Below are 24,247 nucleotides of genomic sequence, written 5' to 3'. Positions count from 1 at the left end.
AGGGCGAACCGTTATTTTAAAACGTTTTTAAGATTTGCTATCGTTGCGATTGGGTCTTGGGCAGAGAAAACAAAGCTACCGGCAACCAGTACATCTGCTCCGCTATCTAAAAGTGCCCTGGCATTTTGCTGATTTACGCCACCGTCAATTTCTATAAGCGCCTGGGAGTTACGCTGTAAAATAAGGTTCTTTAAAGCTTCTGTTTTACGATAGGTGTTCTCTATAAATTTCTGTCCGCCAAAGCCTGGGTTTACCGACATCAGGCAAACCAGGTCCAGGTCAGCAATAATATCATCGAGCAGGCTAACTGAAGTATGTGGATTTACGGCAACGCCCGCTTTTGCACCAGTAGCCTTGATCTGTTGAATAGTGCGATGCAGGTGGTTGCACGCTTCTATATGTACCGAGATAACATCGGCGCCCGCCGCCCGGAACTGCTCAATATAAAGCTCTGGCTCCACAATCATCAGGTGCACATCCATTGGTTTCTGGGCATGCTTCTTAATGGCCTGCATCACCGGAAAACCAAACGAGATATTCGGCACAAAACGGCCATCCATGATATCGATGTGCAGCCAGTCGGCTTGGCTGGTATTCAGCATTTCTACTTCAGATTGCAGGTTGGCAAAATCAGAAGCAAGTACGGAAGGGGCTATTAGTGGTCTCATGCAGGCAAAGGTATAAATTTTATAGTATAGGTTTTAAATTTATACTCTGGCACATTCAGGCAAAGTATAGATCTATAGTTTTACAAAACGAACGGTAGCCACTTGCTTGCCAGAAATTACGCGGCACAGGTAAATTCCTTTTTGAAGTGCCAGCGGTTGCAAATTTATAGTTTGTCGCTCCTGGTTAGTTTGCAAGGTTTTCCGAAGTATAAGCTTACCGGTCGCATCCAGGAGCTGTAGTTCTGCAGGTTTGGTACGCCATTTTTCCGATAACAGCAGCATCATCTCAGGTCCGGTTACTGGGTTAACTATAGCTATTCCTTCGTCGCTGTTTGAGGCGGGCAACGCCGTTACTACGCGACTATAGTTCGGTAAGCCATAACCAACTATGTTATCCGGGTTGTTTGCTTTGCTGCCAAGCTGGCGTATGAGTTGTATCAGTTCGTAGTTTGTTTTGGATTGGTAGCCCTGCCAAAGTATAGTGGCAAAACCTGCCATAATAGGTCCTGAAAACGAGGTACCATTACTTTTTACCAAGTTACCGGAAGAGTTTAATACATAGGCACTGGCGCCCAGCGCCACAACATCCGGTTTAATCTGGCCATCTGCCGTTGGCCCTCTCGAGCTAAACGAAGCTATAGTTCCTACAGAATCTACTGCCCCAACTGTTAATACCGAATCGGCATCAGCTGGTGCTGTTATATATTTCCAGTTGCCATTCCCTTCGTTGCCGGCACTAACTACTACCAGCATTCCGGTTGCTGCAGCAAAATCAGCCGCCCTCGAAACTATAGTTGTATTCCCGTCCATCTGCTCGTAGGTATAGCTCACCGAAGGCGCATCGAAAACAGAATAACCCAGCGAAGAATTGATCACATCTGCCCCGGCGCTGTCAGCATATTCGGCTGCGATCAGCCAGTTTACTTCTTCAATGTTATGTTCGGAAGGTGCATTTTCGGTGCGGAGCAATAAGTAGTTGGCTTTAAAAGCCGTACCAATCATAAAACCGGGCGCATACGCCGCCATTGTTGACATAACTGAAGTACCATGCGGGTTGGCCCCAAAAACATCTGCCTCCTTGTCTACAAAATCGTAAGTGCCTGCCAGTTGCCCGTTCTGAAATAAATGTGAGAAAGCCGGAATAGTATTTACCCCCGGAAAACCGGCATCGAGCACAGCTATCGTCATTCCCTCACCATGTAGCCCGGTTTCGTGCAGTACTGTAGCGCCCAGCATATTTGCCTGGTGAAATGCCCTGCCATAATCCTTTGCATCTATAGCTGGGTTTATGGTGGCATTTGAAATTGTAAAGTCCGTTTTTACGTTTGAGAGTGCATGTGTAGTGGGTGCAACTACCCTGTTTAACGCTCGGGAGTTTTTAACAAAGGGCAATGCAATTATTTCGGAAAGCTGAGTAGTGTTTGCTTTGATAACAACCGCATTAAACCACCTGGAACTATACCACACCTCAACACCCTTGTTCTTTATAGTTTGAACGTAGACAGGGTTTACCGGAAGATCTCTTGAGGTAATCGGGATTTGTTGTCGCTGCCTGCGGGCAATAGATTTTGAGCTGAGAAATTTCTCAGGTTCCTGAACGCTGAAAGGTGTGTTATTCTTATCGGTTAGGTAGATCAGGTATTTTTTAGACTCCTCCTGCTGTTGAGCCTGTAGACCGCTACATGTGAGCAGTAAAAAAGCAAACAGAAGGAGACTTTTCATGGCTTATAGTTTACCGTAATCGATCAGAATTTCAGTACGCTTATGGCCGTCTAGAATATAGTTATCATCGCCAGAGCAATCCACTGGATCGCAACTTTCAAATGACAAGCGGTGGAACAATCTGTATATTTTCCCCACTCCATATGCATAAATTTCCTTACGATCGTAAAAATCTGTAGCAGGTTTAGCCACTGGAGGTAATATTGTTATCGAGGCAGTTTTATCAAATTCAACATCATTAACTACTGAAGGCTTACCAACATTAGAGTAAACGTGTTTTTCACGATCGCCTTGATAATCATAATGGTCATTGTAAGCATCAGCCTCCCAAGTCCTGCCTTCAGTGACTGGAAAGACAAGCTTTATGTACTTTGTATTATCCTTGGTTAGGATAACCATTTTATCATCTTTGGTCACCGTCATCACCGAATCATCCAGCCATTCGCTTTGAGCGTCAGGCCTTACAGAACGGATTATCTTGTAAGTAAGGGCATTTGTCTGATCCAAAAATGAATCAGCTACCCACTCGCGCATCTGGAAATGCTTTTCGGTAGGTACGTTGTTCTGGTACTCTATATCTGTTACATCGTAAACCCGGTAATTGCCCACCTGCAGCGGGTAATAATTCAGACCACGTGCTTCCGGATCTGGAGTTACATAGCTTTCGTCGCAGCTAACTACGACGAAAGCCAGTAAAAACCAGCACAACATTTTTTTGATCATGATGGCAGAACGTCTAAAGTATAGTCGAGGTTATAGTTTGTTTCTATCCAGCCACCGCCCACTACATCGTTCCCTTCATAAAATACGGCTGCCTGTCCGGGTGCAATTGCATTAACACCATGCAGGAAATGTACTTTCATTTTATCACCTTCCTGCTCTATAATGGCTTCCGTACCACCATCGTTATAGCGCACTTTGGTTATAGTTGGTATGGGTCTGTCAATCAGGTTATCATACTTCACCATGTTCAGTTTACCAACTGTCATCGCATTCTTCGCCAGGTCTTCAAAGTTACCTAACACCACACGGTTTTGCTCTTTCTCTATTCTGGTAACAAAAACCGGGTAACCCAACGCCACACCAAGTCCTTTACGCTGACCAATGGTATAGAACGGATATCCTTCGTGTGTACCAACGACAGTACCATCTTCCAGCACAAACTCACCGCCGGCAACCTGCTCTTCCAGACCTTCGATGCGGCGCTTCAGGAAGCCGCGGTAGTCGTTGTCAGGTATAAAGCATATTTCATAGGACTCTGGTTTATTCACCAGTTCGGTAAAGCCACGGTCCAACGCCATCTGGCGAATCTCGGACTTACGCAGATTACCTAACGGGAATATAGTACGCGCTAGGCTCTTCTGTGAAATTCCCCACAGGGCATACGACTGGTCTTTATGCTCGTCCAGTCCTTTTGAGATCACATAACGGCCGTTTTCTTCACGAATGTTGGCATAGTGTCCGGTTGCTATAAAATCGCAGCCAAGTTGGTCGGCGCGGCGAAGCAAGGCATCCCATTTTATGTGCGTGTTGCAAAGCACACACGGGTTTGGCGTGCGGCCAGCCATGTATTCGTCGGTAAAGTGATTGATCACAAAATCACCGAACTCTTCCCGAATATCAATAATATAATGCGGAAAACCGAGTTGTACTGCTATGTTACGGGCGTCGTTTATAGAGTCGAGGGAGCAGCAGCCGGTTTCTTTTTTGCTACCGCCGCTAGAGGCATAATCCCAGGTTTTCATGGTCATACCAACCACTTCGTAGCCCTGCTCGTGCAACATAACCGCCGCCACAGAACTATCGATACCGCCACTCATGGCAACTAAAACCCTTCCTAATTTACTCATGTATGTAAGATACTAAAATACTTTGTCTTTAAAATTTGATACAAATATAGCAACAACCCGGCAGTAATAAAGATTTCAGCAAAGCTAATATTAGAGTTGTGCAAGGCTGCAAATTATAGTTATAGCTGAAAATTGTTGCTTTGAAAAGCTAATCGGGCTTACTTTTGCACTTGAATGTATAACCGAAGAACGAACTTATAGTTTAAGTTAATAGATAATATGGGCCTACGTACCTCAGTAATAGTAAATGGAGTGAATAACCTAAGCGATGCACGTTACTGTGCCGGCATGGGTGTAGACGTAATTGGGTTTAACCTGAAACTGGACGACCCGAACCGGGTGCAGCCGCAAACACTGAAAGAAATTGCTGGCTGGGTATCAGGTGTAAAACTGGCCGGCGAGTTCGAAAGAGCCAAACCGGAAATCATAAACGAGCTGGCCGATGAATTTAACCTGGACCTGATACAACTGGATACTCCCTACCTGATCGACGAAATTGAAGAGATCAACCGCCCGGTTATCCAAAAAGTATTCATCAATAAAGATACGGTGGTAAGCGAACTGTTGGAAATGATGGACCTCTACAGTCCCTATGTGGATAGCTTCATTATATACTCTACAGACTTTAAAACTATAGACGGCACCAACGAAAAACTGCTAAAAGAAGTCGCTAAAAAACACCAGGTTTACATTGGCTTCGGACTTCAGAAAGAGAATGTAAACAACCTGATCGAGAAAGTTAGACCAACCGGCATCGGCTTACAAGGTGGCGAAGAAATACGCCCGGGCTACAAAAACTTCGACGAGTTCCAGGACATATTTGAAGAACTGGAAGACTGATCTATAGTTAGAAAGTTAGAAAGATATAAGTTAGAAAGTTTTAAACGAAAACGCCCACTGAAACTATAGTTCAGCGGGCGTTTATATTTTATAAAACTATAGTTTTTAAGGAGAACGAAGACTTTATATTATTTTCTAACCTCTCAATTTTTCAACTCCAAAAATCTATAATTCACTAACTTTCTAACTTTCCCTAACTGGTTTAAACTGCAGGTATTTGATGGCAATGCCTTCTGCAAGGTAGCGTTTTTCGTAAGTGGTATAGATGCCCATGGTGTGCTCCTGGAGGTCTGAAGAATAAAGGTCAGTGGTTGAGACCAGGTGCTTTATTTTTCTGTCCTGTAAAACTTCTAAGGTATAATCAAATAATGGCTGATTATCTGTTTTCAGGTGAATGATGCCGTCGCGCTTCAGCATATACTGGTACATTTCCTGGAAACGGGGCGATGTAAGTCGGCGCTTAATATCTCGGTCTTTCGGGCGGGGGTCCGGGAACGTGATCCAGATCTCATCTACTTCGCCTTCAGCAAAATGGTCCGAAACGGTTTCGATAAATGTACGCAGGAACGCTACATTTTCCAGCCCTTCTTCTACAGCCATCGTGCTTCCTTTCCAGATTCGGTTGCCTTTGATATCGATGCCGATGAAATTCTTTTCAGGATGCAAACGCGCCATACCTACCGTATACTCACCGCGGCCGCAACCAATTTCTAATACAATCGGGTTATTGTTGCCAAAATGCTCTGAACGCCACTTGCCTTTCAGGTTTCCATACTTCTCATCGCCATCCTGCACCACGTTGTCACGTTCAGCTATCGTCGCGAATTTCTCTAACTTAGATCTTCCCATTATTTATAGTTCTTCAATCTCTGCTACCAAAAAGGTACTGCCACCAATAAATATAACCTCATCCGGAGCCGCATTTTCCCTAGCTGCCTGTACTGCTTCTGCTACAGAACTATAGCTCTTGCCCCTTAAACCAACTTTATCAGCTTGCTGCTGCAATTCTGTAACTGGTAAAGCACGAGGTATACTCGCCTGGCAGAAATAGTAACTATAGTTTTTAGGCAGCATTTCCAGGATATTAGTAATATCCTTATCGTTTACCGCCCCAAAAACAAAGTGTACCTGTTTAGGCTGCAGGCTTTGTAACTGTGCAAGTATCTGATTAATTCCATCCACGTTATGCCCAGTGTCACAAATAGTTAACGGACTATAGTTAAGCACCTGCCATCTCCCCTTCAACCCGGTTAGTTGTTTGGTATTCGCCAGCCCGCTTCTGATTGCTTCTTCAGTTATTAAAAAGCCACGTTCTTTAAGCAGTTCTATAGTTTGCAGCACACCTGGAAGGTTATAGCGCTGGTAAATACCTGTCAGGTCCAGTTTCAGGTCTGCTAAGTAAAGTTCATCGCTGCGGTACACATCAAAAACCTGCTGCTCTAAACTATGGCTTTTAAGGGCAACACTATAGGTATCGGTGGCAAAGTATAATGGGGCATTTACTTCTGCTGCTTTCGCTTTAAATACACTTTCCGTTTCAGGTTGCTTTAAGCTTATAGTTGCCGGAATGTTAGGTTTTATGATGCCAGCTTTCTCTCCTGCTATTTCCTGTAAAGTATTCCCTAAAAGCGCCTGGTGGTCAAAACCGATATTAGTGATCAAAGAAGCTTCCGGGGTAATGATGTTGGTAGAATCCAGTCTGCCACCCAAACCTACTTCTATTACGGCTACGTCTACCTTTTCATCCGCAAAATACTGAAAAGCTAGCGCCACGGTCATCTCGAAAAAAGACGGCTGAACTTCTTCAAACAGAAGTTTATAGTTCTCTACAAAATCAATAAGGTATTGCTGCGGCAGTTCAATCCCGTTTACACGCACGCGCTCGGTAAAGGATTTTAAGTGCGGGGAAGTATAAAGCCCGGTTTTATAGCCTGCTTCCTGAAGTATAGCGGCCAGCATATGCGAACTGCTACCTTTGCCGTTGGTACCGCCTACGTGTATAGTTTTATAGGTATGTTGCGGGTTGCCCAGGGCATTGCAAAGCGCAATAATATTGTCGAGGGACTTCTTAAAAGCAGCATTGCCGATGCGTTGAAACATCGGCAATTGCTGGTATAGGTAATCTAACGTTTCCTGATAGGTCATTACGATAGGCTATCTGGTTTTTATTGTATAGGTTATAAAGCCTGTGGCTCCTTTTCCGTACTCATCGTTGCCACCTAAGCGCACAAAGGTTGCTTTCTTAAATACTTCCATGCGGTAGATCTCAGCCACCTGCGACGAAACAGTTGATTCAACAACTCTTGCATTCTCTACAGTACCATCCGGGTTGATCGTGATCTTAATAACTACTTTACCGGTTTCACTTGAAGTGTCCCGTGGTTTCGGGATATCACCCCAGCCCCATCCGGCCATGTTCAGCGATCCGCCTGCGCCACCACCCGATTTACCGTAAAGCGCTTTGGCATCCAGTTTACCCTCCGGCGAGCCTTTGTCGCCTACTGTGCCCGGGTTATCGCCGTTATTATTACCGGTTGCTTCATCTGATGTTCCGCTTTTACCGGTGCCAGAGCTGGTAGTTGGTTTACCCGGGTATAATGCTTTTGGCTTTTCAGCCTCTTTCTTAACTATCACTTCTTCCTTCGGTTGGGCCTTAGGCTGCGGCTTGGCTTCTTCTTTTACAGAAACAGGCGCGTCCGCTGTGGTGGTCTGTACTTTTGGCGTTTCTACGGGTTGCGGAGGCGTAGGCTGAACGGTTGGTTTTGGCTCCCGTACGGCATCAGGCTGTGTAGGTGCAGGCTTGCTGTCTTTCACATTCTTCGATTCATTCGGCGTCGCCATTGTTTGGATGTCACCGCTGCCAACATTATCCAGACCATAGTTCAGCTCAATACCAATATCCTCAGCAGGTGGCCCAGGTGCGCGCCAAGCCATTACATAGATCAGAAGTAAAAGCAAAATTAAGTGCACCGCCACGCTGATACCGGCGGCAATACGCTCATTCTTCTTTTCTTCCTGTGATAAGGCTAATGACATAATTCTTTTTATACTTATTCCGGCAATGTAGCCAGTGTAACTTTTGCTTTCAGATTAGATGCAATACCGGCCACTCTGGCCAGGTGCTCTACCGGTACCGATTTATCTACATGTAATACAACGACACCTTCCCCTTCCTGGGTTCCCTGCAAAAGTGCTGCCAACTGTGGCTCCAGGTTTTCAATTGTAACAGGTTGGTCATTTAATGCATAGCGCAGATCAGACGTTATCGTTACACTGATCTTTTGCATTACGATGTTAGACGTTTTGCTGGACGGCAAACTAACCGGTAAACCAGAAGGCGTTACGAAGTTGGAAGTAAGCATAAAGAAGATAAGCAGCAGGAAGATGATGTCCGTCATAGACGACATACTGAACTCGGCGCTTATCCTGTTTTTAGAGCGTAAATTCATGCTTATAGTTGTGGTTCTTGTAACAGATCAAGGAATTCGATAGACGAGTATTCCATAGAATGCACGATGCTGTCGATTTTACCAACCAGGTAGTTATATCCTACATACGCCGGTAGACCAATGATCAGACCAGCAGCTGTCGTTACCATCGCTTCATAAATACCACCAGAAAGTAGTTTCGGACTGATAGAGCCTTCGGCCTGCGCAATAGCAATGAACGCCTGAATCATACCGGTTACAGTACCTAGGAAACCAAGCATTGGCGCGGCACCAGCTATAGTTGCCAGACCAGATAAATTGCGCTCCAGGCGGCTGATCTCGATCTTACCTACGTTCTCAATTGATGTCTCGATGTTCTTTAGTGGGTTACCGATACGGCTGATACCTTTAGAAAGCATTCTGGAAACAGGCGTGTTGGTTTGAGCGCAAAGCATTTTAGCACCATTAATATCGCCGGCCAGTACCATGCTCTTTATGCGGTCGTTAAAGCCTTCCGGGTTTTTAGCAGCTTTTTTTAATGTTAGATAGCGCTCTACAAAAATGTAAACCGCAGCCAACGAAAGCAGCGCCAGCGGATACATTGCCCAGCCACCGGCCAGGGTAAGGTCGATAAGGGAAACAGATGTTTCGGCGGCAGCTTCAGTACCTGCTGCAAGCGTAGTTGTATCGGCAGGTGCGCTGGTAGTGATTTGTAATAAGATAGATAGCATATTAGTTGTTAAGTACCCAGATGGAGTCTCCGTATGTTTTTCTGTATTGGTTCATGGCGCCTTGTGCTTCCTCGGCCGTGGCAAAATCAGCTACCGAAACGCGGAACAAGCGGCTGCCTTTTAAAGGAGTCAGCACTTTGCCGTCGTGGCCATTAGCTCTTACTGCATCGCGACCAGTTTCGGCGTTCTGTAAACGGGCATAACCGCCGGTAATAATATAAAAACGGTCTGTCTTTTCACTTATTGTTAGCACTGGCTCAGCTATTTCTTCCACTATAACTTCCTGATTTAATTCAGGTTCAGCCTGAATAGCTAAAGCAACACTATCAATATCAGCTATTTCGTCTGCTATAGTTTCAGTTTCTGTTGCAAGAATGGCTGCTTCTCCAAACTCCGTAGTTCGTAACATCTCCTGGTAAGCTAACTGGCGTTCAGAAAGCGAAAGAGGCGTAAAGTCTGAAGTATACTGGATGTTTGCTGAAGTATGGCTGCCCAACGTGCCGGAAGTAAATAAAGTGATCGGGTTGAGGCTGCTCAGGTTATACTCTGTCTGTAACGATAATAAGTATAGAGCAGAACCGGTAAGGCCGGCAATTACTAAACCGGCAGCTGTAGTATACACCTTGCGCAGGCGGCGCTTAAGTTTAGTGCCTTGCTGTGGTTGCGCCTGCTCGCGGTCTTTCAGCAAGGTACGCAGCACCACAGATTCCTCTGCCCTCACTGGTCTTGCCGTTATCTCTGGTAAGCCAAAGCTGGCCTCCAGCAGGTTGTCACCTTCTTTATATTCAAACTCCAGGCGGTGCGCTGCATTATACCTGAAAACACCAATATCGCTTAATTCAAAGCGGTTATCGGTTTTCAATTGATCGTTCGCCTGGTTAACAAAAGCCGCTACCAATTGCTGTGCATCAACTGTCGAAATGCCATTATGGTAGGCAATCGTGTTGATGAGCAGGCCATCGGTTAAAATTAGCTTCTCGTTAAAGGCCACCCGCTTGGATGGTGGCGTAATGGTATGTTTTACCGGGTGCACCACGGCCGGTACATAACGGGTTATCAGCCCGCCAAATCCCGGGATGATGACACAGTCGTGGTCATAGAGCAAGGACTTAATGTGCTTTGCTACCATAGGTTACTAGAATGAATAGGTAACGCCTCCTATCACGTTTATACTCTTCACGGGGTAATTTACAAACCTTTCGTATTTGTTGCCCAATAAATTATTAGCCATCAAAAATACGGTAAAGTTACTTGTAAACTTATAGTCCGCTTTCAGGTTAAGATCTATAATGTTGTCTGTCTCGCGAGTTACAAAAGTACCGTCTGGTCTGTACACACGTCCGAAAGAACTCCCAATATAGTAAAGTTCTGAATTAAAGAGAATCTTATCGTAGAAGTTATAGGTACCAAAAACACTCGCCATCAGCTCCGGACGGTGGAAGGGCTGGTCTAAGGATGCCGTGTTATACTTGTTATAATCAAGCTTTAAACCAAGGCGTACTTCGTCGATATAATCGAAAACTGCTTCCGAATAAATATTTAAAACATTTGTTACACCATCGTCATACACCAGGTCAAACTTGGTCGAATCGGCTTTGGAGTTGTTGTAGAAGTATAGGTTGCGGTAATTCTGGTAAGCCACACGCCCGGTAAGGTGCACATAGTTCGATAAATTGGCAGAAAAACCACCATATACTTCTAAACCTTTATTGATATCAGCTACATCAACCTTCGGTGCTATCCACGGATTTTCTTTGGTCAGCTCATATAAAGTAACTCTTTGCAAATCCCCACCTAATCCAAAGTATACCAAAAGGTTATCTTTAATAGGCTCTAAGCCTAAACGTATCTGCGGATAGATGTTAAACTTACGGGCATCATTTACTTCATCGCCGGTATAGGCTACGTTTGCACCGATCATTACACGGGCAACGCCAAACTGGCGCTCGTAACTTGGGTTCAGTTTAAAGAAAGGACGTGATACGCTGCTGGAATCTTTATGCGACACAAAAGACAGGTCTGCATCTACTCGGAAACCTGAAAGTGTATCAATGGCATATTCCGAGTTCAGGTTAAGCGCCACGTTTGCTTCGCTCATGTCGTAACGGTCGTTCAGGTAATTCAGTTTTATACCTGCCTTGTATAACAGCGGCGAATCAGATGTCTGGTTATGGATGTACCCGTTTGCATTGATCCGGTTAAAGATCTGCTTAGTGGTGTCTTTGTCCACTTCAGCTTTTAAAGCTGGCGCATATCCGTAAAAATGGTTCTTGTCGCGCTCGTAGCCTAAGCGACCACCAATAGTAAAGCCAGGTAAAAAGCGCTCGCCATGTACACCAACGCTCGTATTGGAAACCGCCGACTGGCTCTGTACTTCAGGGCCACGCGCCGAACCCACATGGCTTACCTCCGCGCCATACGATGAAGTTTCGGAGCGCTTGTTGTGGAAATAGCCTTTTAAGTATAGTGTAGCATAGTTACCGAAGCCGGCTTTCAGATAGTTGCCGTATAGTTTTGTCAGTTCGTCCTGCTTTATAGTCAGCACGCGCATCTGCAACTCAATGTCCTGAGACGGCAAACGGTAATCTTGGAAACGGTACTTTATAGTTTTATCAGCTACCGACGGCGGCTCCACTTTAAATTTCTCAAAGTTTCGGGCTGCGTTCGGCAGTTCTATAACGCGGTTCTTTTCAACTACTACTTCGGCATCCTCCAGCTTTGCTCCTTCACCCCAGCCGTTATTCTGTGCTTGCGCCGAGTTCATAAATGCGTAGCCAACACACAACACAATGGCCAGCGATGCTTTTCTTATCTTATTTTTCATCTTGTGCTTCTCTGTCTTATACTGTATGTTACTTCTGCTGACCTTCCGGATTAACGTTAGTTGTATCAGCACCTTTGCCGCCATTAAGTTTGTCCAGCTTCACTTTTGCTTCTTCCACTATCTCAGCAACCGGCGACCCTTCAATAATCGAATTAAGGGTTGCCTTTGCCTGGAAGAGTTCGTTCTGAGCTGTATAGTTATCGGCAATGATGAGGAACGCTTTCCCTAACCAGTAATCATGATTCGAGAACTTGTTATTAAAGGCAAAGGCTTCATCCAGCGACTCTTTATATTTCTTCTGCTTATACAATATTTCAGCAACCATGTATTGCGCTTCGGCGCCATGTACGTCCGATGCAGCCGCAGCCGTTTCTTTAAATTCTTTCAGCGCCTGCACCAGGTCACCTTGCGCATAAGTCGATTTTGCTTTGTACAGCATGGCCGTATTATAAGCGTTAATCGCAGCATTACCCTGACTGATCAGTTCGCTGGCAATACGCTTGCTGTTTGCATAGTCGTTGGTGTTATAATAGCTCATCATTAAACCGGTAAGCGCATTCTGCTGTTCCTTGCGGTTTGCGGCAACATCGCGCAGGCGGCTATAGTATTTAATGGCTTCTCTATAGTTCTTTGCTGCAAATTCCAGGTCGGCTACTTTCTGTATCGCACGGTTCACGTATTCCGATTTGTTCTCGGCAATAACTTCCTTCATGCGCTGCAGACCAGCCTGGTTGTTGTTCTGTTTCAGGTACGAATCTGCTAAGAAGTAGCGGGCATCATTCACAAACGGACTTTTCGGATAAGCAGTTAAATAGGCTTCCAGTTTGGTTACTGCCTGCTCATACTTTTCATTGAAGTACAAGGTCTTAGCGGCTTCAAACTCAATACTTTCCAAGGCCGTACTTTCCGGGTTGTTGGATTTATACTTAGCCAGGTAAGCATCAAATTCTTCGTTTCGGTTCTGTGCTGCCAGCGACTCCTGTAAACTATACAAGGCACCACTTGCTACTTTAGACGATGGAAATTCATCCAGCACACGTTTGAAATCCTGAATGGCTTCGTTGTGTTTGCCTTGGTTTGCATTCGCCTGTCCGCGTTTAAGCAGTGCATTTGGTATAAGCTTGCTCGTAGACCCTGAATTTATTAGTTGGGTAAAGCCTGCCACAGCCGGACCATAGTTTCCTGCTTCAAAGTCAAGTATAGCGGCCTGGTATTGGGCATCATCGGCGTAACGCGATTGCGGGAACTCGGCAAGTACCTTCTTCAGGTTCTGTTCGGCTTGTGCCTTGTTACCGGTTATACCAGCCAGCACCCCACGCTGGAAATAAGCATAATCTTTATCCGGCGAATTAGAGGCAATTACTTTATCGTAGAGGTCTTCGGCCTGCTTATAGTTTTTGCTAACATAATACAGGTCAGCAAGGCGTAGCATGGCATCGTAGTGGTTTGGGTTGCCCGGCTTGGTGCCGTTCACAAATTCCCGGAAATGTGGCAGCGCCTTGTCATACTGCTTGGTGTTATAGTAGGCATACCCAATACCGTAGCGCGACTTTAGGTAATAATCAGATTTTGCAGCTGTGGTATTACGGAAAACGGCCGCATAACTGTTAATAGCATCGTTATAACGCTGCCCAACAGAGTAAGCTTCCCCTTTTATAAAATGCGATGCAGCGGTTACTTCTTTATCATAAGGGTACTGCAACGACTTATCTAACATAGCCACAGCTGCCGGGAATTTAGCTTCGTTAAAAAGATTAACACCATGCAGATAAGTCACACGCTGATAAGTTGTTAAAATCTTGTAACTCTTCTTCGGCATGCTCTCGATATGGCGAATAGCTTCCGGGTAGTTGTTAGAGCTGAAGTAGGCTTCGCTTAACAAATCATCGGCCTCATTGGTCTGGTCAGAGTCCGGGTAGTCTTTGCCAAAGGTGGTAAGCGAATTGATGACTTCTCTATAGTTACCAAGTTCGTAGCTCACCTGCGCATACTTTAAGGTAGCGGCTTCGGTCACATCTTTGTCGTGGTCGTTTTTGCGGGCCTGGTCGAAAGCGGTTTGTGCGAACTGCTTGTTGTTTTCGCGCAGGTAGCTTAAGCCAAGGTAATAAGCCGCATTTTGCCCCAGCGCATCTTTTTTAAGCGCTACAGCTTTAAAATTGGTGATAGCCTCTTTATAGTTGTTGTTCTTATAGTCGGTATAAGCCAGTTTGTACTGAATTACCGGATCTAAAGACTTTTTACCCTGGGCGTATTGGTTGAAAAATTTATCTGCCGTTTTGTAGTCAGCCCGCTGATAATAAGCATCCCCTACTAAAAGCGCTATCTCATCGGCTTGCTGAACTTTTGGTGTTTTGGCTAAAGCTGCTTCACCGTAACGGATCACTTCATACACATCATTTTCCTTATACAAAATCTCCGTGATCATGTAAGGTACGATTTGCGCATAGGCTTCATTTTTCTCAGCAATCAGCAGGTCTTTTTTGGCGGCTGCATAATCGCCGTTGCGGTACGCGATGTAACCAGCGTAATAGTTGGATGCATAGGCAAAGCGGTGCTCATCTTCCCGGAAACCGGTCGTCTTGTTCTTATCGAAGTATAGTTTCGCGTTCGCAAAATCTTTGGTAGCGAAATAGGAATATCCCAGCTTAAACTCCAGCTCCTTGTTCTGTTTTATACTGAGCAAGTGCGTTGGTGCCTTTTTCAGCAGGTCTACAACTTTTTTATAGTCTTTCTGCTCAAAGTAGTATAAGCCCAGTTCGTAGTTAGCAAGCGCCGTTTTTGGGTGCGCCGGGTAGTTTTTGGCAAAGTTCAGGATAAGCTGTTCCGCATCAGGGTGCAGCAAGTATAAACCACTCAGTGCGTAATAATATTGCGCATCGGCCGTTTTGGCGTTGTCGCCGATCAGTTCGATGTATTTCCGGAATGCTTCCTGAGCGGCGCCATACTTGGCACGGTCAAAAAGCTCAAGTCCCTCATGAAAGTATTTATCTTTGGCTGTAAAAACCTGCGTGTTCTGGGCCACCACTACATGAGAACCTCCTGCGAGTACGGATGCCAGTGCTATTTTGTACGCTATCTTCATCGTGTTTTTATAAAACGACCTGACTTGGTCAGAGCAATATCGTTTTGAATAATATAAAGTATAAATGGCGAACTGTACGCGCCACTTCAATCAAAGTTAACAATTTTTACCGACGTGTACCGGTCCTGTTTTCATAACCTATAGTTGCCGGCAAACAAAATATAGGGTAACAAGTATATAATGTCCTGCTAGCTGAATTATTGTATACCCACGTAAAATTAGATGGCCAACGTTTTCGGAACAGGATGCAGGATCTTAAATACTAATTCCCGAAGTATATCCGCCTCGCTCATATCGCCCCCCGTTATACCTTTCGATTGCAGGTCCGCTTCCCGTAAATAGTGAATAATATCTACTACCCTGTTTATCGGGTAAATGCGCATCGCATGCTGAAATTCCTTCACTTTCCAGGCCTGCTGCCCCAACAGTTTTTTTAGCCCGCCCTCCGATTTATCGGCTGCGGCATGCAAACTCAGCAACTTCGTGAAAAACGAAAATAGCATCCCAATGTTAGGTATAACCGGGTTATTTTTTGGATTGGCTTCAAAGTAGTTGACAATGCGGTTGGCCTTCAGCACGTCCTGGGCAATGATAGCAGCTTGTAGTTCGAAAATGTTATACTCTTTACTGATGCCAACATTCTCCTGTACCACACGCTCATCAATCGTCTGGCCAGGTTTCAGGTTCAGTAAAAGCTTATCAATTTCGTTTGCCAAACGGCTCAGGTCTGCGCCTATAAACTCGCTCAACTGCTGTACGGCCTGCGGCGTTGCTTTTATACTTTTGCTTTTCAGGTAACTGGTAACCCATGCAGGCACCTGGTTATCGTACAGCTTTTTGGTAGTAAGCATCACCGAATGTTGCGCAAAGGCCTTCGACAGCGCTTTGCGGCCATCCAATGTTTTATGCTTATAGGCAAAAACAAGTATAGTTGATGGTAGCGGATTTTTAAGGTAGGCTTCCAGCAACTTGGCAGGGTCTTCTTTATCAATATCCTGTATACTCTGGGCTTCCTTAACTATAACTACCGAACGGTCGGCCATCATCGGGAAACGCTTGGCTTGCAGCAAAACTGTCGCCACGTCTACATCTTTTCCATAAATCACAACCTGGTTAAAGCCCTTTTCATGTTCCTGCAACGCATGCTGCTCTATGTAATCCGATATCAGATCGATGTAGTAAGGCTCTTCGCCCTGCAGAAAGTATACAGGTGCAAATTCCCGCTTTTTGAGCTGCTCTAAAATGCCTTCAGGTGTATGGGCCATGAGTGTGGTTAAAGTCAAAAGTATAGCTACACAAATTTAAGGTATAAGCCCGAAAGATGAAGAATAAACTTATAGTTTAAGCCATCAGGTAGGTGCATGTTTTATAATTTAGAAGGATACTAAAGTTGGCTATACTTTAAAAACCTATTTATACTTTCTTCGGCCATCATTTAAAGTATAGCCGTGTTAACTGCCAACTCTTTTTTATATTTGCTGAGAATAGAAGAATTAAAGTATAGATGAACCTGATAGAAGAACTAAGATGGAGAGGCATGCTCCACGATTTCATGCCCGGCACCGAAGAGCAACTGGCATCTGGCATGACCACCGGCTACATTGGCTTCGACCCGACCGCAAGCTCTTTACACATCGGTAACCTGGCAACTATCATGCTATTGGTACACCTGCAGCGTGCCGGCCATAAACCTGTTGCATTGGTTGGTGGTGCTACCGGTATGATCGGCGATCCATCAGGTAAGTCAGCCGAACGTAATTTGCTGGACGAGGCAACCCTACGTGCAAACCAGGAAGGTATAAAAGCCCAGCTCGAGAAGTTCATGGATTTTAACGCTGGTGCCAACTCTGCCGAGATCGTGAACAACTATGACTGGTTCAAAGAATTCAGTTTCCTGGGTTTCCTGCGTGAAGTGGGCAAGCACCTGACAGTAAACTATATGATGGCCAAAGACTCGGTTAAAAAACGCATCAGCGCTGATGAGGAAGGCGACCGTGCCGAAGGCTTATCATTTACCGAGTTCTCGTACCAGCTTATACAAGGTTATGACTTCTATCATTTGTATAAGAACAAAGGTGTAAAGCTGCAGATGGGTGCTTCAGACCAGTGGGGTAACATCACAACCGGTACCGAACTTATTCGCAGAATGGATGGTGGTAAAGCGTTTGCATTGGTTGGCAAACTGGTTACTAAATCAGATGGTACCAAGTTCGGAAAATCAGAGGGCGGAAATATCTGGCTGAACCCTACGTTAACCTCCCCTTATAAGTTTTACCAGTTCTGGCTAAACCTGTCGGATGAAGAAGCTGAAAAGCTGATAAAGGTATATACATTATTACCTCAAGAAGAAATTGAACGCCTTACAGAAGAGCACAAACAGGCGCCGCACCTGCGCGTTCTACAGAAAGCCTTAGCTAAAGATGTTACAATTCGTGTGCACTCCGAAGAAGACTATATTTCTGCTATCGATGCCTCAGAAATTTTATTCGGAAAAGGTGATTTAGAGACCTTAAAAGGCTTAAAAGAGGAGATTCTGCTCTCAGTGTTCGAAGGTGTACCTCAGATAGAAATCACTAAGTCATCTTATACTGAAGCGCAAACTATAAGCGACCTGCTTTCTGATATTACCAGCAGCCAGATATTTGAATCGAAAGGCGAAGCAAAGCGCATGATAAAGAACGGAGGCGTAAGCGTAAACCGCCAGAAAGTGCAGAACCCGGAAGATGCGGTAAACTTTGAATTGCTGCAGGATAAATACCTGGTTGTGCAGAAGGGAAAGAAGAATTACTATTTGATTACAGTTAACTAACTGATTTATAGTTAGTTACAAATAAAAAAGGTGAACTTTTCAGTTCACCTTTTTTATTTGTAGTAGTCTGTAAGATTACTATTTTTTATCAGCAGTGCTGTTTTTCATGTCCTGAACTTCCTTACGGATGTCCTGAGCCATGTTTTTCAGATCCTGCATGCCTTTACGTACACGTGTACCTGCAGCTGCGTTGTTTTTGTCGTAGAACTTTTCGAAATCAGATTCAAGCGACATTACAAGGTCTCTCAGTTTGCTAAAGTTGTTGTTCATTAGAGCTATTTGTTATAGTGAAACATTTGATTTAATAGCTCTAATATACACATTTAGTAATAAGAAGCAAAAATTAAGAAAATTTAATATATGCCCTTACAGCCAACTAGGCGGTAACTGATGACTTAGAGTACAAGCCTTTGTCCAATTTTTGTGCAATTTTCTCAAACGCATCAATTGTCTCTTTAACATCATCCAGGGTGTGAGCCGCAGTCGGGATAAGGCGCAGCATGATCACATCTTTAGGTACTACCGGGTAAACAACGATTGAGCAGAAAATATTGAAGTTTTCGCGAAGATCAAGCGTTAACTGTGTCGCATCAGGTATCTGACCGTTCAGGAAAACAGGTGTTACCGGCGATGTAGTTGTACCGATATTAAAGCCTTTTTCACGCAAACCAGACTGAAGCGCATTAACTACGGTCCATAGTTGCTCTTTCAGTTGTGGCTGTGTGCGCAGTAATTCCAAACGCTTTAGGGCACCAACTACCAGCGGCATCGGCAACGATTTAGCGAAGATCTGCGAACGCATGTTATAACGCAGGTATTCTACTACCTGCTCATCAGCAGCAACAAACGCACCGATGCTTGCCATAGATTTCGCAAACGTTGAGAAGTATACATCGATACCATCCTGGCAATTTAAATGCTCACCTGTACCGGCACCTGTTTTACCCATCGTACCGAAACCGTGTGCATCATCTACAAACAGACGGAAGTTGAATTTCTCTTTAAGCGCTACCACTTTGTCCAGGCTGCCCAGGTTACCAGACATTCCAAACACACCTTCTGTTATTACAAGTATAGCACCGCCAGTATTCTCAGCCCAACGCGTTGCACGCTCTAACTGCTTCTCCAGGCTGGCCATGTCGTTGTGTGCATACACAAAGCGTTTACCCTGGTGCAGACGCAGGCCATCAATAATACAGGCATGCGACTCAGCATCGTAAACGATAACATCGTGGCGGTCAACCAGCGCATCAATAATCGATACTACACCCTGATAACCAAAGTTCAGTAACAATGCATCCGGCTTCTGAACAAATTCAGCCAGCTCAGACTCCAGCTGCTCGTGCAGGTTAGAGTTACCAGACATGATACGCGCACCCATCGGATAAGCCATACCCCACTCCGCTGCCGCTTCAGCATCAGCCTTACGTACTTCCGGGTGGTTAGCGAGGCCCAGGTAATTGTTCAGACTCCAGGTAAGTACATCCTTACCTCTGAACTTCATACGTGGAGCGATCTCCCCTTCCAGCTTCGGAAAAGTAAAGTAACCATGCGCATAATGAGAGTGGCTACCTAATGGACCTCTATTGGTCAACAGTTTTTCAAATAAATCCACTTGAGTAATAATTAAGTTATCTGGATATTTTCTGTCTTAACGTGCTTTATATGCATTCATACGAATTTTTGCATAAAGCTGCGCAAATTTAAGTTTTTGCGGCATCATTTACAATGTAAACCTTTGCACTTAAAGCCTTTTTTAAATATATGGCTTTTATGTTTGGCTGCAAAGCCGTTTCTTTGAACTATAGAATAACCACAGCTCCGGCATGAGAAAAATAAATAAGATATTAGTAGCTAACCGCGGCGAAATTGCCCTGCGTGTAATGCGTACAGCCAAAGAAATGGGTATTAAGACCGTAGCCATTTACAGCGAAGCCGACCGCAATGCCCTGCATGTACGTTTTGCCGACGAAGCGGTTTGCGTTGGCGGCCCAAAATCTAACGAATCATACTTACGCGGCGATGTGATTATTGAGGTTTGTAAGAACCTGAACGTAGATGCGATACACCCTGGTTATGGTTTCCTGTCCGAGAATGCAGGTTTTGCCAAGGCAGTTGAGGCGGCTGGTTTGATCTTTATAGGTCCTTCGCCGGAAGCTATTGAACTGATGGGTAGCAAACTGGCCGCAAAAGCTGCAGTTGCCAAGTATAACATACCTATGGTACCTGGTACCGAATATGCCATTACCGATGTAGAGGAAGCGAAGCAAATTGCTCAGAAGATCGGTTTCCCGATACTGATTAAAGCCAGCGCCGGTGGTGGTGGTAAAGGTATGCGTGTAGTGGATAGCGTAGCCATTTTTGAAGAGCAGATGCAACTGGCCGTGAGCGAAGCTACATCAGCGTTTGGCGATGGCTCTGTATTTATCGAAAAATACATCGGCTCTCCACGCCATATTGAAATACAGGTGTTGGGTGATACGCATGGTAACATTGTTCACTTATTTGAGCGCGAATGCTCTATCCAGCGTCGTCACCAGAAAGTGATCGAAGAAGCTCCATCCGCAGTACTTACGCCTGAACTTCGCGATGAAATGGGTCGCTGTGCTGTAAATGTTGCTAAAGCCTGTGATTATGTAGGTGCCGGTACAGTTGAGTTCCTGGTAGATGAGAACCTGAACTTTTACTTCCTGGAAATGAACACTCGCCTACAGGTAGAGCACCCGGTTACCGAACAGATAACTGGCCTGGATCTGGTACGAGAGCAAATTCAAGTAGCAGAAGGCAAGCCGTTGGCTTTTGCCCAGGATGACTTAACTATAAACGGCCATGCGCTGGAACTGCGTGTTTACGCCGAAGACCCAACCAATAACTTCCTGCCGGATATCGGAAAACTGGAAACGTATAAGCGCCCACAAGGCCTGGGGGTACGCGTAGATGATGGCTTTGAACAAGGCATGGATATTCCGATCTATTATGACCCGATGATCGCGAAGCTAGTAACGTTTGGGAAAGACCGCCAGGAAGCTATTGAAAAGATGATCCGGGCGATAGATGAGTACCAGATCACAGGAATCGAAACCACGCTGCCATTTGGCAAATACGTGTTACAGCACGATGCTTTTGTAAGCGGTAATTTTGATACGAAGTTTATAGAGCGCTACTTCTCTCCTGACGACCTGAAACCAAAGCCGACGGAAGAGGAGGAAACTATAGCAGTAGCTTTAGCGGCTATGCTCATGCAGAAACAAAAACCAGCTATAGCTGATAATGCTGCTGCAACAAACGCAACTATAACTTCTAACTGGAGAAAGAACAGAACTTAGTACAAACTATACTAAAACAGAAAAGGCGCTATAGTTAGCGCCTTTTCTGTTTTATGATTAATCTATACTTATATCAGATCAAATAAATTCTTTACGCCAATGTGTCGTTCCACTGTAAAGCCTTCGCCATAAGTAACCCCGATAGCATGGCCAAACTCTTTAGCGCGAGCTTCTAAAAACTCCATAAACTCAGGTGAAGAGATGTAAGTATTTTCGGAAGTATCATTCGGGTTAAAGAACTGCGATTTGAAAGCGCGTATACTTTCAAGCTTCTGTTCCCAGTAGGGCGTGATGTCCACGATCACATCGGGCTTAATGTAGCGGTCTTGTATGTAATGATATACTGCTTTGGGTCTCCAGGCTTCCTGCTTCTCTCCTTCCGGTCCTATAGTTTCAATCATCTTAAGACCTGCCAAAAAGCACGCTTCTGATACAACCTGTGAGCCCCTGCCATGGTCCGGATGCCGGTCATGTATGGCATTCATGATTACCAGTTGAGGTTTATACTCCCGGATCTTCTGAACTACTTTTAACTGGTGCGCTTTATCGTTTACAAAAAAACCATCGGCAAAATCAAGATTATCTCTTACAGCTAGGCCCATAATTTGAGAAGCTGCTTCTGATTCAGCGAGGCGTGTTTCAGGCGTGCCACGGGTTCCGAGTTCTCCCCTCGTTAAATCAACTATACCTACTTTTTTACCTGCAGCAATATGCGCTACTATAGTTCCTGAACAACCTAACTCCGCATCATCGGGGTGAGAGGCAAAAACAAGTATATCTAGTTTCATAGAGGTCAATGTTATCTTACACGCAGTTTCCTACCCACGCGAAGCGTAGAACGTGTACTCATGCCGTTTAGTTTAGCAACCTGGCTAGCCGATACACCATACTTTTTGGCTATACCGGATAATGTGTCTCCTTTACGAACGGTGTGGTAATAAGATCTGCGGCCACTGCTTGCTGTGCTTTTTTTGGCTTTGTTATAGTAGTTAAACAGCGCTGATGTTATCTGGAAATTCTGCCCTTTCAGCAGGTAATCCGGGAAATCATACATGTACTCCGGATCCATTGGGTTACCCTGGTAACGCACTTCGTAATGCAGGTGTGGACCAGAACTACGGCCAGTACTACCGCCTAAACCAAGCAGGTCGCCGGACTTTACAAACTGGCCGGGCTTGGCAATGGCTTTACTCATGTGGCCGTACAAGGTTTCCAATCCGTTATAGTGCCGAACTACAATATAGTTACCATACCCACTCCCATCCCATTTATTTATGCGCACTACGCCGTCAAAAGCAGCAAAAATGCTATCGCCTGTATCTAGGTCAATGTCAGTACCATAATGCCAGCGATACCCTCTGTGACCGAAGTGGCTGGTAACGGGCGTTTTAACCAACGGCATTTTATAGTTACGGTTAGATCGCGGGTCGTATAGTTTAACATCAACTGTATCTTTCAGCTGGCGTGCATCCATCCGGTACGGGTTAATGTTACGTGTATCCCAAATGGCATAATAACCAGCAATCTTGATCCATGACGAGTCGATTAACACTTCATCTGATACTTCCAGGATATGTTGTTCGCCCAGGTCCAGTTCGCTGGTGTCTTCGCTAACTATAGACAGCTCTTTCTTCGGGCTGAAGTTTATCGATCTGCCTGCATCCGAATTCTCATCATCAAACTCCTCATACTTTATAAGTATAGTAGTGTCAGGTCGAACGTATTGTATCTTAGGCGATTTAACCTTAAACAGATCCTTGGCTTTTTTCTGAGCTTCTGCACCTTGCGTAAAGCACAGAAAACACATAAAAAAAAGTACAACTGATAAGGGACTTTTAAACTTTGGCATTGCTTTGTAATAAGGCTTTTCAGCAGTTATAATGGCGCTGTTCGCATACATAAACTAACTCAAAGCCAATTTATTGTTAACTCCCAACACTACAACCTGAAATATAGTGCAGGTCGGGTGGCAACAAACTATAAAATTTTAATGCAAATCATTTGCAGCCAGGTAACGCTCCGCATCCAGAGCAGCCATGCAACCAGAACCAGCCGCTGTAACTGCCTGACGGTAAGTATAATCCTGCACATCGCCGCAGGCAAAAACCCCATCAATATTGGTTTTAGAGGTGCCCGGAATAGTGCGGATATAACCGTTCTCATCCAGGTTAAGGTAGTCTGCAAAAATATCGGAGTTTGGCTTATGACCGATGGCAACAAAAAAACCAGTTACAGGAATTTCAGTAGTCTCGTTGGTCAGTACATTTTTAACGCGCACACCAGTTACTACATCATCTCCCAGAATTTCATCTGTTACAGAGTTCCATAATATCTCTATGTTCGGGGTTTTCTTTACACGCTCCTGCATGATAATGGAAGCACGCATTTCTTCGCGGCGCACGATCATGTAAACTTTCCTGCATAGGTTAGCCAGGTAAGTTGCTTCTTCGGCAGCTGTATCGCCGGCACCAACTATAGCTACATCCTGTCCGCGGTAAAAGAAGCCATCGCAAACCGCACAAGCTGATACGCCGTTACCATTCAGCTTTGCTTCAGACTCCAGACCCAGCCATTTTGCCGATGCTCCTGTTGAGATGATCACTGTATCTGCTTCTATTACCTTTTGGTCGTCAATGGTTACTTTATGTGGCTGACCGGAAAAGTCTACTGCTGTAGCAATACCATAGCGCACATCGGTACCAAAACGCTCGGCCTGCTTTTTAAAGTCTTCCATCATTTCCGGGCCTTTTATTCCCTCCGGGTAGCCTGGGTAGTTCTCAACATCGTTGGTAATGGTAAGCTGGCCACCAGGTTGCAATCCCTGATAAAGTACAGGTGATAGTCCGGCTCTAGAAGCATATATGGCAGCGGTGTAACCGGCAGGGCCGGAACCGATAATAAGGCATTTTACTTTTTCTATTTCCATGGAAATGCAGTGCAATTTGAATTTGGTTGCAAGTATACAAA

Annotated in this window: 21 protein-coding genes; 3 read left to right on the top strand and 18 right to left on the bottom strand. The window is 44.9% G+C overall.

Annotation, left to right across the window (positions count from 1 at the left end):
* Positions 1–11: 11 nt before the first annotated feature.
* The 4 genes from rpe to mnmA all read right to left on the bottom strand — a co-directional run bounded on the left by rpe (position 12) and on the right by mnmA (position 4,240).
* Entirely contained in the window at positions 12–668 is a 657-nt protein-coding gene (rpe, locus tag GWO68_RS00325) for a ribulose-phosphate 3-epimerase (protein WP_162344407.1), read from the bottom strand.
* 72 nt (positions 669–740) lie between these two features.
* Positions 741–2,390: a S8 family serine peptidase gene (locus tag GWO68_RS00320; RefSeq protein ID WP_162344406.1), complete on the bottom strand. Its 1,650-nt coding sequence runs from the start codon at positions 2,388–2,390 to the stop codon at positions 741–743.
* Between the two features lie 3 nt (positions 2,391–2,393).
* The gene (locus tag GWO68_RS00315) at positions 2,394–3,113 is read right to left on the bottom strand and encodes a hypothetical protein (RefSeq protein ID WP_162344405.1); all 720 of its coding nucleotides are present in this window, start codon (positions 3,111–3,113) and stop codon (positions 2,394–2,396) included.
* Complete coding sequence (mnmA, locus tag GWO68_RS00310; RefSeq protein ID WP_162344404.1) at positions 3,110–4,240, bottom strand: tRNA 2-thiouridine(34) synthase MnmA; 1,131 nt, start codon at positions 4,238–4,240, stop codon at positions 3,110–3,112. Before mnmA ends, GWO68_RS00315 begins: the two co-directional genes overlap by 4 nt.
* A 219-nt stretch (positions 4,241–4,459) precedes the next feature.
* Between mnmA and trpF the strand changes: the two genes are divergently transcribed.
* Complete coding sequence (gene trpF / locus GWO68_RS00305; RefSeq protein ID WP_162344403.1) at positions 4,460–5,080, top strand: phosphoribosylanthranilate isomerase; 621 nt, start codon at positions 4,460–4,462, stop codon at positions 5,078–5,080.
* Positions 5,081–5,263: 183 nt separating this feature from the next.
* Here the strand turns inward: trpF and trmB are convergent, their stop codons facing one another.
* The 9 genes from trmB to holA all read right to left on the bottom strand — a co-directional run bounded on the left by trmB (position 5,264) and on the right by holA (position 16,410).
* Entirely contained in the window at positions 5,264–5,929 is a 666-nt protein-coding gene (gene trmB, locus GWO68_RS00300; RefSeq protein WP_162344402.1) for a tRNA (guanosine(46)-N7)-methyltransferase TrmB, read from the bottom strand.
* Positions 5,930–5,932: 3 nt separating this feature from the next.
* Complete coding sequence (locus tag GWO68_RS00295; protein ID WP_162344401.1) at positions 5,933–7,225, bottom strand: bifunctional folylpolyglutamate synthase/dihydrofolate synthase; 1,293 nt, start codon at positions 7,223–7,225, stop codon at positions 5,933–5,935.
* A gap of 9 nt (positions 7,226–7,234) precedes the next feature.
* On the bottom strand, positions 7,235–8,116 hold the full coding sequence (locus GWO68_RS00290) for a TonB family protein (protein WP_162344400.1): 882 nt from the start codon (positions 8,114–8,116) through the stop codon (positions 7,235–7,237).
* 14 nt (positions 8,117–8,130) lie between these two features.
* Positions 8,131–8,529 (bottom strand): ExbD/TolR family protein, encoded by a 399-nt coding sequence (locus GWO68_RS00285; protein WP_162344399.1) that lies wholly within the window; start codon positions 8,527–8,529, stop codon positions 8,131–8,133.
* Between the two features lie 2 nt (positions 8,530–8,531).
* The gene (locus GWO68_RS00280) at positions 8,532–9,239 is read right to left on the bottom strand and encodes a MotA/TolQ/ExbB proton channel family protein (RefSeq protein ID WP_235941881.1); all 708 of its coding nucleotides are present in this window, start codon (positions 9,237–9,239) and stop codon (positions 8,532–8,534) included.
* 1 nt (position 9,240) lies between these two features.
* Positions 9,241–10,368: an HU domain-containing protein gene (locus tag GWO68_RS00275; protein ID WP_162344398.1), complete on the bottom strand. Its 1,128-nt coding sequence runs from the start codon at positions 10,366–10,368 to the stop codon at positions 9,241–9,243.
* 6 nt (positions 10,369–10,374) lie between these two features.
* Positions 10,375–12,063 (bottom strand): TonB-dependent receptor, encoded by a 1,689-nt coding sequence (locus GWO68_RS00270; RefSeq protein ID WP_162344397.1) that lies wholly within the window; start codon positions 12,061–12,063, stop codon positions 10,375–10,377.
* A gap of 28 nt (positions 12,064–12,091) precedes the next feature.
* Positions 12,092–15,145 (bottom strand): tetratricopeptide repeat protein, encoded by a 3,054-nt coding sequence (locus tag GWO68_RS00265; RefSeq protein ID WP_162344396.1) that lies wholly within the window; start codon positions 15,143–15,145, stop codon positions 12,092–12,094.
* A 218-nt stretch (positions 15,146–15,363) separates the two neighbouring features.
* On the bottom strand, positions 15,364–16,410 hold the full coding sequence (gene holA / locus GWO68_RS00260) for a DNA polymerase III subunit delta (protein ID WP_162344395.1): 1,047 nt from the start codon (positions 16,408–16,410) through the stop codon (positions 15,364–15,366).
* Between the two features lie 239 nt (positions 16,411–16,649).
* On the opposite strand from holA, the gene tyrS reads away from it, so the two are divergent.
* Positions 16,650–17,954: a tyrosine--tRNA ligase gene (gene tyrS / locus GWO68_RS00255; protein ID WP_162344394.1), complete on the top strand. Its 1,305-nt coding sequence runs from the start codon at positions 16,650–16,652 to the stop codon at positions 17,952–17,954.
* Between the two features lie 78 nt (positions 17,955–18,032).
* On the opposite strand, the gene GWO68_RS00250 is transcribed toward tyrS, so the two are convergent.
* Positions 18,033–18,224, bottom strand: a complete 192-nt coding sequence (locus GWO68_RS00250) for a histone H1 (protein ID WP_162344393.1) — start codon at positions 18,222–18,224, stop codon at positions 18,033–18,035.
* 106 nt (positions 18,225–18,330) lie between these two features.
* Positions 18,331–19,569 carry an aminotransferase class I/II-fold pyridoxal phosphate-dependent enzyme gene (locus GWO68_RS00245; protein WP_162344392.1) on the bottom strand — a complete coding sequence of 413 codons (1,239 nt, stop codon included), beginning with the start codon at positions 19,567–19,569 and terminating at the stop codon, positions 18,331–18,333.
* A gap of 211 nt (positions 19,570–19,780) precedes the next feature.
* On the opposite strand from GWO68_RS00245, the gene accC reads away from it, so the two are divergent.
* Positions 19,781–21,280 carry an acetyl-CoA carboxylase biotin carboxylase subunit gene (gene accC, locus GWO68_RS00240; protein ID WP_162344391.1) on the top strand — a complete coding sequence of 500 codons (1,500 nt, stop codon included), beginning with the start codon at positions 19,781–19,783 and terminating at the stop codon, positions 21,278–21,280.
* 68 nt (positions 21,281–21,348) lie between these two features.
* Here accC and bshB1 read toward each other — a convergent pair whose 3' ends face one another.
* The 3 genes from bshB1 to trxB all read right to left on the bottom strand — a co-directional run bounded on the left by bshB1 (position 21,349) and on the right by trxB (position 24,206).
* Positions 21,349–22,068, bottom strand: coding sequence for a bacillithiol biosynthesis deacetylase BshB1 (bshB1, locus tag GWO68_RS00235; RefSeq protein ID WP_162344390.1), 720 nt, complete (start codon positions 22,066–22,068; stop codon positions 21,349–21,351).
* 11 nt (positions 22,069–22,079) lie between these two features.
* Entirely contained in the window at positions 22,080–23,180 is a 1,101-nt protein-coding gene (locus GWO68_RS00230) for a M23 family metallopeptidase (RefSeq protein ID WP_235941880.1), read from the bottom strand.
* Positions 23,181–23,267: 87 nt separating this feature from the next.
* Positions 23,268–24,206 (bottom strand): thioredoxin-disulfide reductase, encoded by a 939-nt coding sequence (gene trxB / locus GWO68_RS00225; protein WP_162344389.1) that lies wholly within the window; start codon positions 24,204–24,206, stop codon positions 23,268–23,270.
* Between the last annotated feature and the right edge of the window lie 41 nt (positions 24,207–24,247).

The organism is Pontibacter fetidus (genome assembly GCF_010119545.1).
Classification (GTDB): domain Bacteria; phylum Bacteroidota; class Bacteroidia; order Cytophagales; family Hymenobacteraceae; genus Pontibacter; species Pontibacter fetidus.
Note: the sequence above shows the minus strand (reverse complement) of the source record. Positions and strands in the feature narration are given on the sequence as shown.